This is a genomic window from Microcoleus sp., from assembly GCF_049646505.1.
GTDB lineage: Bacteria > Cyanobacteriota > Cyanobacteriia > Cyanobacteriales > Microcoleaceae > Microcoleus.
In genome coordinates this window covers 1-7418 of the sequence record NZ_JBARVX010000656.1, presented here as the reverse complement: position 1 = coordinate 7418, position 7418 = coordinate 1, and the positions used below count along the sequence as shown (strand labels likewise).

Annotated in this window: 6 protein-coding genes and 1 pseudogene; 4 read left to right on the top strand and 3 right to left on the bottom strand. The window is 45.5% G+C overall.

What is annotated here, in order from left to right:
* From WBA89_RS29990 to WBA89_RS29980, 3 genes and pseudogenes are all read left to right on the top strand, one after another.
* Positions 1–668 (top strand): annotated as a pseudogene (locus WBA89_RS29990) (hypothetical protein); the annotation flags it as partial.
* 277 nt (positions 669–945) lie between these two features.
* Entirely contained in the window at positions 946–1881 is a 936-nt protein-coding gene (locus WBA89_RS29985) for a patatin-like phospholipase family protein (RefSeq protein WP_424411319.1), read from the top strand.
* 40 nt (positions 1882–1921) lie between these two features.
* Positions 1922–3202, top strand: coding sequence for a glycosyltransferase (locus WBA89_RS29980; protein WP_424411318.1), 1281 nt, complete (start codon positions 1922–1924; stop codon positions 3200–3202).
* Here WBA89_RS29980 and WBA89_RS29975 read toward each other — a convergent pair.
* The 3 genes from WBA89_RS29975 to WBA89_RS29965 form a co-directional block, all read right to left on the bottom strand.
* A complete protein-coding gene (locus WBA89_RS29975) occupies positions 3194–4012 on the bottom strand; it encodes an FkbM family methyltransferase (protein WP_424411317.1) in 819 nt (272 codons plus the stop codon). The genes WBA89_RS29980 and WBA89_RS29975 overlap by 9 nt on opposite strands.
* Positions 4009–5016, bottom strand: a complete 1008-nt coding sequence (locus WBA89_RS29970) for an FkbM family methyltransferase (protein WP_424411316.1) — start codon at positions 5014–5016, stop codon at positions 4009–4011. Before WBA89_RS29970 ends, WBA89_RS29975 begins: the two co-directional genes overlap by 4 nt.
* 128 nt (positions 5017–5144) lie before the next feature.
* Positions 5145–5909, bottom strand: coding sequence for an FkbM family methyltransferase (locus WBA89_RS29965; protein WP_424411315.1), 765 nt, complete (start codon positions 5907–5909; stop codon positions 5145–5147).
* A gap of 1093 nt (positions 5910–7002) precedes the next feature.
* On the opposite strand from WBA89_RS29965, the gene WBA89_RS29960 reads away from it, so the two are divergent.
* On the top strand, positions 7003–7296 hold the full coding sequence (locus WBA89_RS29960; RefSeq protein ID WP_424411314.1) for a helix-turn-helix domain-containing protein: 294 nt from the start codon (positions 7003–7005) through the stop codon (positions 7294–7296).
* The last annotated feature ends 122 nt before the right edge of the window (positions 7297–7418 follow it).

Below are 7418 nucleotides of genomic sequence, written 5' to 3'. Positions count from 1 at the left end.
CCGTAGCGGGGGAATTGCCAGCCACATTGGCCATTGGTAATCTTGAGATTGGTCGTAAAGCAGAAGCGCGTGACGAGTATTTTCATGGGCAACTGGCTGAGATTCGGATCTGGAGTAAAGCCAGAACAGCAGCGGCAATTCAGGCAGGCAAATCCTACCGCTTGGTGGGAGACGAACCAAATCTGGTTGGTTATTGGCCCCTGAATGAGGGATCTGGGACAATGGTCTACGACAAAAGCAGTCACGCTAATCATGGCATCATTCACGGTAACGCAGTTTGGAGTATCTCCCCCCTAAAAGTGGGTGCTGCTGAGCTAAATGCCGATCGCGACAAGGTCGCTGAAATAATCCCACAACAAGTTATAACCCTCCCTACAACAGGGGAACAAGAGACAGTTCCTATACCGGAAGGAAACATTCCTGACCAAACAGGAACGGCAGGTTACACAGAAGTTTCGCCACCTCCCATCATCATCGAGATGGAGCCGCAAACCAACCAAGCCCTTGATGAATTTTTTAGTCAAGGGCATGGTGTAATCTATGACAGCGTGCGTAAGGCTGTAGATCAAATGAAAGCGCAGGGAACTGTTGCCAGAAATGCAGTGCCAGTTTTCGTTGTCATTTCAGAGCCTGTGGCAACTATTGCTAAAACAACAATTTTCGGATGAGTAGCCGTTGTTTGAGCAGGTACCCCAAGAGTTCTTTGATAAAGCATATCTGCCATAAAATTCTCTTTTGGTCGATCTTTAATCTGTCCCTAGAGAAGTTTAAAAGGTAGGCTTGACAAGCGAACCAGCATATTATTCAGTTTGTGCAATACAACTACTTATTGTAGTAAAATCTGCGTGGCTATTAGGCAGGGCGAAGCGCAAACAAATACACTTCCGGGCTAGCAAAAAATAGCTCGGATTTCAAAAAAAAAAAAATACGAAGGAGTTGCCACTAATGAGCAAATATAATTACAAAAACCTCGCGCTGCAGGCCGGTGGCGTTCTAGGAACCGCATATGTAGGAGCGGTTCAGGCAATGGACGAAAGAGGAACTCTCAACAACCTTGAGAGAGTCGCAGGGGCATCGGCTGGGGCGATCGTGGGTACACTAATCGCCTTACGTTTTACTCCCGTGGAAATTGAAGAAATTATGCTCAATTTAGACTTCTCAAATTTCACCGATCCCACCAGTATTTTGAATATTGTCCGGAATTATGGCTATTATGCCGGCGACTTTTTTTATAAGTGGATGCAGGAAATCGTCGCCAGGAAGCTGACGGAAACCGCTACATTCGAGGATCTAGTAAACGGGGGTTACGCGGATCTTTACGTTTTCGCAACCGACCTTACTGCTCGAGGGCTGCGGGAGTTTTCTTACCGGAGTACACCCGACACCCAAATTGCTGCCGCTGTTCGGGCTTCAATGTCTATTCCGTTTTTTTTCCAAGCATGGAGATTTCCCGACTCTATCCCCGACGATCACTATTACGTCGATGGTGGCATAATACAACCCTACCCGCTCCGGACTTTTGATTATCCTCCCTTCGTCCCGCAGGAAGGATTCAATGAAGAAACGCTCGGCATCAGTCTGAAGACTGGATTCAGTCCTGTTGGTTTGGTGAAGCCGTTCGATATGCAGGAGTATGTCGAAAGCTTGTTCGAGTCCGTCTCTACAATGCGGATAAGCGCAAGGAACAAACTCCGAACCGTGAGTGTTGATACCCTAAACATATCACCCACTAACTTCAAAATCAGCCTGGAGAATAAAAAGAGACTGGCAAAAAGTGGTTACGATGCTATTGTCACATTCTTCAACAACCAGGATGAAGAAAAAGATATCTTTGCCTCAGAAGAGGTGAAACAGGTGATGGAGGCTTCGGTCTCGGCATGATATTCAGTCTGTAGTCTGTAATAAAGGGAGAAGCTACAGAATGCGTTTTGGTATTATATGCCCTCCAGTTCCCGGTCACCTGCACGGGATGATGACCATCGGTCGCGAACTGCGACGACGCCGACATGATGTATATCTGCTTGGCATTACCGATGTCGCCCGCCACGCATCTAACGGTTACGTCGATTTTTTCGCGATTGGAACTGCGGAGTTTCCACCTGGAGCTCTGGATTCTTATCTGAACACGATCCGAAACGTTAATCTCCTGACGATTCGCAAGGGAATCGACTGGGCTGGAACGATGTGTCTCGCTCTTTGCCGTGATGGCGCCACAGCGGTAGAGTCTTTGGGCCTGGACGCGTTACTCGTCGATCAGTGCCAGACTGAAGGTAGGACGATTTCCGATCTTACGGGAGTCCCCTACCTTTCAATCTGCAATGCTCTCAACCTTGAGGGCGATGAATCCGGCGAGGCACCTCCTCCTTTCCTGCCGTGGACCCCGGGTGAGGGGATTGCTCTTCGGTGTATTAGAAATCGTTTGGGACATCGAGTTTTCGCTTCCATGATGGCTCCAATCGTTTCCCAAACGAACGAATTCCGGAAATCCCGTGGGCTTCCTAGCATCCGAAGGTGGGAAGAGTGTATTTCATCTCTTGGAGCTATCAATAACCTAACTCAGGGCATTGATTTCCCGCGCGGCACACAGAAGCGACCGATGTTTTACACAGGACCTTATCTGGATGAACGCCCGAATGACGTACCGTTTCCTTGGGAACAGTTGGACGGTCGATCGCTTGTCTATGCCTCTATGGGTACACTACACACTGCGAAATGGCATATTTTGGAGTCGATCGCAAGTGCATGTGCCAGCCAGCCTGTACAATTGGTGGTCAGCCTAGGGCAGTGGACGAAAGACAGCAAGACCAGAGAACTGCCAGGTAATCCTATAACCGTTCCCTACGCTCCGCAACTGGCGTTACTAGCACGAGCGGCTGTAGCCGTTACGCACGCAGGCGCTAACACAGTAATGGAGGCCCTTTCTCACGGATGCCCGCTTGTTGCTATTCCACTCGCCAGCGATCAGCCCGCAATAGCTGCACGTGTGGCTTGGGCGGGCGCTGGTTTAGTCGTGTCACCGGGTAAGGCTACTCCTGGGCGGCTGCAAACCGCAATTTCTAGCGTTCTGCAGCAGAAAAGTATCCAGCTCAAGGCAGAGGCGCTGCAACAAGAAATTCTTGAGGCTGGAGGCGTTGTTGCTGCCGTTAATGCAATCGAAACGGTATTCAGGGTTACCACGCCGACAACCATTGAGTCACCGTAAAGCGTAAACCAAATAAACGTCTGACCCTCTGAGGATGTCGCTCTGCCCAACGCTAACCGTCCCGAATTGCTGTTCCCGAAGCAAGCTTTCAATTCTTTGCAAACGTCCGTCAATGTCATGTACTTCAATAACTGCTTGGTGAACTATAGGCCAGCAACTATCGAGTCCGCTCAATAGAAGTTCTTCCGATTTCTCAACGTTAATCTTTAGCAGATCGATATTCGCGATACCTTCTTCCAATATCACATCCGCTAATCGGCGCACCGGGCAGAGGACGCGCTCGAACCGGAAATGGCGACGCAGAGTTCGATCGAGAACCAGCCGCCGAAGAAAGACAGGCATCACGCTAAGCGCCTGAAGGCGCGGTGGCGTATTAATACCGCTGGAATTGCGAATCAGCGTCTCACGGAGTTTCAAATATTCGGCAGTAGTATCTTCCGGAAAAGCGCTGGACAAGATAGGTGTTTCCGGATGATAAGCAAACTCAAGTTTCCTTTCTATGTTCCCCAGCGCACATTCATATACGTGAACCTGGACTGGGACCATACGTGCTACGTTGCGGCGGAGCATGGAAGCGGTCTGTGGAATGGGTTCGAAAGCATGGATTGTTGCGCTTCCCTTGCACATTGCCGCAACCATGCCAGCAAACACACCGATGTGGGCCCCTGCGTCTATCACCGTGGCCCCTGGTTTGAGGTGTACACCATGCTGGAAATAAGATTTGCAGTCTTCGTAAATTGCAAGTGCCTCATCCCGGTTAGGACACTCTAACTGAATTTGGTCTGAGAAAGTGACGTAGGATTGCTTCATAATTGATTTACGTTCTTTTTGGATAGCACGAGGTCAATCTGTCCTGTCACACTACTTACCCGAATCGGTCCGCGGATTTGTACGGGACGCGAGATTCGCTCGGGATAGAGGAACCTCCAGGGAGCATAGTTGTTCTTAATGTGGTAAGGTCGGAACCCGGCATCGAGCAACGGACTTAAAACATCTTCACAAGTCATCTTCTGCTCGCGGCTGGATGCTGGCCACAGTGACGGACTGATCTCGATGACTATCTCCACATCTGGGCGGAGCAATCCGAGAGAAGGAACTAAGCCTCGTAATACCTCGGCTTCCGCTCCTTCGACATCAATCTTGATGATTTTGGCTGTTTGCAGTTCTTTTTCGGTGAGTAGCGAGGATAGCGGACCTGCAGAAACTGTGCAACGCTGCCGAAATGAGTCCCGTAAGACTGTTGTGGACCAACCCTCAATTCCCATTCCCTTCGGTCCGAGGGAAAAGGGAATCATTCCAGTCCGTTCCGAAGCCGCACCATTTAGTGTCCGGACGTTGGTGCAGCCTGGATTAAGGGAGAGGTTATTTTCAAGCACGGTAAACGTGTCTGGCGAGGCTTCGATTGCTACTACATTCCCATCGCTGCCGACGGCCCGCGACGCCAGAATAGAGTGATAGCCCACGTGCGCTCCGACATCAATGAAAGTGTCTCCGGGGTGCAACTCCGAGGCGATAAAGGCCGATATGTCGGGTTCCCAGACCCCGTAGAGAAAAATGCAGGTTTGAATGCCATCGGGCAAGGAGCATTTTATTTCGGAACCATAACGGGTTTTGGCTGTTACGCTCAGCGGAGCGTTAATCGCAGAAACTACCCTCACACAGCCGTAGAGTGCTAACTGAATTGGGAAAGCAACCGTGGCATACGTGCCGTAGAGCCACAAGGGTGGGTCTGGGTTCTCTTTTTGCATATTGGTAGCAATGGAATGCACCCCATCCAGTAGGATGGATAATGATGGCACTGATTTGGTTCCCATTAATCACTTATTAATTAATAACTTATTGCTCTGTTGCACAAACTTTATCAATTGAGATCGTCGCAGTCAATGGGGGTATGTCAATTTGATGGCTTATGGCTTGTTCTGACAACACATAGCGGTATCTCTTAACGAGATGCATAAAGATTATAGATGTTTGAACCCTTTAATCCTTCTTCTTGGTCGGTAGCAATGATATTAAAACCATTTTGAGAGAGCAAAGATTCGATAGTTTTTAGCCTATTATCTATATTATGGATCTCAACAACAAGCTGCTGAACTTTCGACCAATCTTCTGTTGTAAAGCCATGCATGACATCCAATTCGGCTTTTTCAACGTCAATTTTTAGAAGCTCAATTCTTGAGATATTATTTTCTCGAATCACTTCACTTGCTTTCCGCAACTGACATTGCATAGGAGTATTTTGAAAGAATAAATTCAGCATTGGTTTGAATTCTTCTTGCGCTGTTTCTGGCAAATTTTTAAAAATAGCTTCCTGAAGCTCTATTTGTTCTTGTTGAGTATAGGGATAACCAGTTGACATAGCCGTGGCATAGGTATGGTAAGCAAAAGTGACCGTTGCATTTTCTTGTCCTAATCCAAATGGAAACGCTTTGAGATGTTCTGCATCTATATGCTGAAAATTCTTATTCAAAGCCTCATAAAGAATTGGTATTGGTTCAAAGGCATAGATATAAATACCGCTGTAGTGTTGTGTGAGCCAAAATGAGAATAGCCCTATATTTGCTCCCACATCAAATACGATAGAGTTATCCTCTAAATGGATATCATATTTAAAATATTGCTCAACTTGATTATATACTATTGGAACTTCTTCAGGATTAACGCAATAGATTTCCGTTTCTTTTAAAGTTGTTACATTTAGATCCATAATATACCTTACTCTTATTTTAATTAACCAGTTGAATCCTTATATAGCAATCCTAAATCATTTGTAAATTTCTGACTCCCTCCCCTTGGTAAGGGGAGGTTTGGGGTGGGGTAAAAAATTTACGACTCATTTAGGAGTGCTATATAGGATAAACCAGTTTCGGCTATACTACTTTTTTTGTCACAAATCTTAGCAATTTTACGTGTTGCAATCAGTCAAAACTGGAAAAACTTCGAGGCAGATGCGATTCTCGAATATTAGAAGTATCTATCTATCAATACTTCGGAAAGTTTTTCTATGGCTGAATGACTTATCCTCTAGGACTTTGAGCCACTGTGGATAATTAAATCAAAGTCATGTCCACCCCTGACTTGCATTTAATTCGACTTTTTCATGCTCCTTAGCCTGTAAAGCTTGTAGTATCGTTCCAAAAACTGTCCGGAGTATTGATCTATTAACACCGCCAGATACACTACTATGGACAGTCTTTAAGCAGCCAAAGTACCATAAAGAAGGAAGGCTATGGAAATTTAAAATTAAATTTGGGTCTAAATATAACTTGTTAATAAAGGTGCCAACACCCGTAGGCGTTGCGTTTGGCTCAAGAGAATATGGATATTCATCGGCTAATTATCTATTGAGGAATTGGGAAAGTAGAAAATCATTAGTTGTTGGACAGATGCTTTACTCATATCAAATCAGGCGGCTACTTTCCCAATTGATGTATCACCTGGTTGAGACGCTTTAACTATCGTACTTGAGCTGGCAGGGTATGTCTACCTGTGCTACTTTCGCAAAGATGAGCCGTTGATGGGAGGCGATCGCCAATGCTCTGTAGCTTCGCAGACTCAATAAAATGGATGCCGACAAGCGTGAAATATTTTGACCCACTAACTGAAATTAGCACCAGTTTATGCATCTGTATGTAGTTTTTTTAACACTTTCCCAAATAAAGAATACCGGGTCGTGCAACAAAAATCTGTGGGATACGTCGAATTGAGTGAGTGTCAATCCTAAAAACAGATGAATTGCTTACTATAGCAATCCTAAATCATAATCAAGGTTATGATACAATTATATGCAATACTTGAGTATGACAAAAAAAATGAATAACTTACAACTGCCACAAAAAGACATGGAAAAAGAAATATCCCAATTAGAATCTTTCATTAAAAGCGATATCGATGTAAGAGAACTAAAACGAGCAATAGCTGTCAGGATGGCGCAAGAAGGTAAGCTGTACCATGAAATTAGCAAAATTTTAGGTGTAAGTGAATTCTTTGTTGGTTATTGGAAAAAGATTTTTAAAACCCAAGGAGTCGAAGGAATAAAACTAGGATATAAAGGCTCGCGAGGGTATTTGACAGAGCGACAAACGGATGTATAGCCTTTCTCACAAAGATGAGGTACAATAACAGCAGTGTGTAAACCAGTTAAAAATATTTTCTGATGTAACTTGCTCGAACGCAAACTCAATGGCTTTTCCTAATTCTTGATAATTAGTAGTCT

Bases quoted from the DNA above. Each gene is read 5' to 3' on its own strand.
- WBA89_RS29985 (WP_424411319.1), top strand. From the start codon at position 946: ATGAGCAAATATAATTACAAAAACCTCGCGCTGCAGGCCGGTGGCGTT.
- WBA89_RS29960 (WP_424411314.1), top strand. From the start codon at position 7,003: ATGACAAAAAAAATGAATAACTTACAACTGCCACAAAAAGACATGGAA.
- WBA89_RS29970 (WP_424411316.1), bottom strand. From the start codon at position 5,016: ATGGGAACCAAATCAGTGCCATCATTATCCATCCTACTGGATGGGGTG.
- WBA89_RS29975 (WP_424411317.1), bottom strand. From the start codon at position 4,012: ATGAAGCAATCCTACGTCACTTTCTCAGACCAAATTCAGTTAGAGTGT.
- WBA89_RS29980 (WP_424411318.1), top strand. From the start codon at position 1,922: ATGCGTTTTGGTATTATATGCCCTCCAGTTCCCGGTCACCTGCACGGG.
- WBA89_RS29965 (WP_424411315.1), bottom strand. From the start codon at position 5,909: ATGGATCTAAATGTAACAACTTTAAAAGAAACGGAAATCTATTGCGTT.